Raw genomic sequence first — 2,786 nt, 5'->3', positions numbered from 1 at the left:
TGAGGCGCAGCTCTTTTATTTTTCAAGTCATAAATATGACTGAAATCACTTAATTGGATATACGCACACCCCCTCACCAATCAACCATTTCCATCAAATAGCTCCCCGTTATCAGGATTTTGTCGTAATACTTTACGGTGATTGATATATTCAACCTTCGATAGGCTCCCAGGAATTACTAAGGTGCCTTTTCGTGCATTTTGAGCTCAAAATAGTCTAAAATGAATCGTGCAACACATCAATGATGATTCGATAGCATCTACCCTCTCACCGGGGTGCGAACGCAGCAGTCTCAACGATGAGTTCACCGCGTATCCGTTCGCTCCACCGGCAGCATGTACGCACCCGAGGCTCCTTCCGGACAGGGATTAAACCTGACAGGGCCTGAAACCACGGCAGACAACGCAAGGTTTCGCCCCTCTATGCAGCCTCACCCAACACGCCATACAACCACGCGCCCGCCGCCGGGTGCCCCGAGCCCGCCTCGGGAATAATCAAGGAGTTCACCGATGTTCTCACCCTCTTCGAGCACCCGTTCTGTCGCTTCCCGCCTTGTGAGCCGCCGCACCCTACTGCTGGGCGGCGCGGTCTCTCTGCTGGCGGGTTGCGCCTCCGATATTCGCCCGCTGAGCGAAGAGGCGAAGGCTAAGATCGGCTCCCCCATTTCTTCTGCGAGCACTTCCGCTTCACCTTCTGCGTCTAGTTCGCCCTCTGCTACCGCTGCTTCCTCCGCGAGCGCTTCGGCAAGTGCCAAGAGCAGCTCGTCCAGTGCGGCACGCGTACCCGTATCTGAGGATGCGCTTGTCGAGGGTTGGAAGAAGTACCCCGGTCCCCTGAAGCTGACCGGCGAGTACATGGGTGAGTACCAGCCCGCAACTGCTTCTTCCCCGGCGAAGAACGTACCCAAGCCCCTCAAGACCGTTCCGCACCGTGAAGAACCGACCTTCCAGGGTGCCTACGAGACGTTGCGCGCCTACTACAGCGCCCAGATTGCCACACTCAAGGATGGACGCTACGCGGATCAGACGATTGATCTGACCTACCCGGCTGATAAGCGCGCCATTGATGAGATCAAGGCAATCAAGGAACTGTACGAGAAGAACGGCTGGTACATGGAGTTCACGTGCAGCATTGTCATGCAGAACGCCGAACCGGACAGTGCCTTGAAGAACGGTGACGGCTACGTAGAAATCGTGATGGATGCCGAGTATTCTGCCACCGCCATCCATCAGCCGGATGGTACCGAGCGCAAGGTTCCGGCGATTACTCAGGTATCCGTTTCGCACGTGATGCTCTACACCGAGGGTAAGTGGTGGCGAATCGGCAACGATTATCTGAACGAGCGTCTGAACGGCGGCAAGGGCTCTTCCGGCTCTTCTAGTTCCGGAGGTTCTAGCGGTTCTTCGGGCCGCGGTTCTACTAAGGTCTAAATCCCTCAGGTCTAATTCTGCAGGCGCATAATTTCGCCTCCGCCGGTCGAGAGTAGCCCCGCCTCATCAATTCCATACGCACGAACCCAAAGTCGTGAAGGTGCTCCCTCAGCACCTCACCAACTTTGGGTTATTGTGCCTTAAAGACAATGTCCAGGGTTTTTTGACGAAGTTTTAAAACCAGTCTTCTATAGTAAGAAGTGGATACTTCATACCGCCGCAGTTCACGCTTCGGCACACTCGTATCCCGGTACCCCTGTACCGCGCACCATACAAAACGATGAGGAAGAGTCTCTCGTACGCACCGCAGCGTTGCGAGCTACCTCAATCAACCACTTTCAGGAGATACCATGTCCTTCCGGCCGAGTGCACACACCAGCTTCTCTGCTAACGACCGAAACGGATTGACCCGCCGCGCCGTTCTTTTTGGCGGTCTGACCGCCGGCGCTTTCGCGCTGGCAGGATGCGCTTTCAACAAGGATATTCGCCCCACCGGTACCGGTGATACTTTCTCCGGTTCCCCGAGCACCTCCGCTTCCCCCTCGGCTTCGGCGTCTGCGTCACCTTCTGAGTCTGCCTCGGCTTCGGCATCCGCTTCGTCGTCTTCGTCCTCGTCGAGCCGTAGTAGCGCGAAGATTATTCCGTCCGACGAGTTTTTGAAGGACTATAAGAAGTACATTGGCGACGTCAAGTACGAGTACAAGCCCGCCATTGCACACTATGTTGAGCCGACCGACACCTCCCCCGCGAAGAACGTCCCGATCCCGGTCATTGATACGGTGGCTCAGCGTACCGTCAGCCTCGAGGGCGCCTACAAGACCCTGGCGGGCTATCAGAGCGCGTACATTGCCGCGATGTACAACGGCGACCTGCAGTACCTCAAGGGTCTGGTCCACGGCGCTGACAGCGGTCTGGTCAACAACCTGAAGGCTATTGCCAAGCTCTACGCCGCGGGCGGTTGGACTAAGGACTACGAGAGCAAGCTGAGCATCCGTGACGACAAGGATGCGAAGGCTCTTGCCTCTACCGACTTGGCTGTTGTGGCGTTCCCCTGCCGGGATGTTGTCAAGGAATACACCATCTACCAGAAGGGCACCGGTGAGGTTCAGAAGGCAAGCACCCTGGATGTCGTGATTTACGTGGTGTACGCCGAGGGCAAGTGGCGCGTGACTAGCCGCGAGTACTTCGTGTCGGAGTACAGCGACCGATTCCGCCAGGTCTTTGAGGGTCCCTCCTCATCGGCTTCGGCAAGCAAGTCCAGTGGTGGCGGCTCCGGTAGCTCTAGTTCCGGTAGCAGCAGCGATTTCAAGATCTAGGCGCTGAGACTCTAAACTCCAAGATTAGGATTTGAGCGCA

The 2,786-nt window shown here is 56.4% G+C and carries 2 protein-coding genes; both read left to right on the top strand.

Annotation, left to right across the window (positions count from 1 at the left end):
- The first annotated feature begins 509 nt into the window (after window positions 1–509).
- Window positions 510–1,430: a DUF6318 family protein gene (locus QZ540_RS08350; protein WP_294629156.1), complete on the top strand. Its 921-nt coding sequence runs from the start codon at window positions 510–512 to the stop codon at window positions 1,428–1,430.
- Between the two features lie 350 nt (window positions 1,431–1,780).
- On the top strand, window positions 1,781–2,746 hold the full coding sequence (locus tag QZ540_RS08345) for a DUF6318 family protein (RefSeq protein WP_294629154.1): 966 nt from the start codon (window positions 1,781–1,783) through the stop codon (window positions 2,744–2,746).
- The last annotated feature ends 40 nt before the right edge of the window (window positions 2,747–2,786 follow it).

The sequence above is a fragment of the uncultured Rothia sp. genome (assembly GCF_916049665.1).
Taxonomy (GTDB): domain Bacteria; phylum Actinomycetota; class Actinomycetes; order Actinomycetales; family Micrococcaceae; genus Rothia.
Note: the sequence above shows the minus strand (reverse complement) of the source record. Positions and strands in the feature narration are given on the sequence as shown.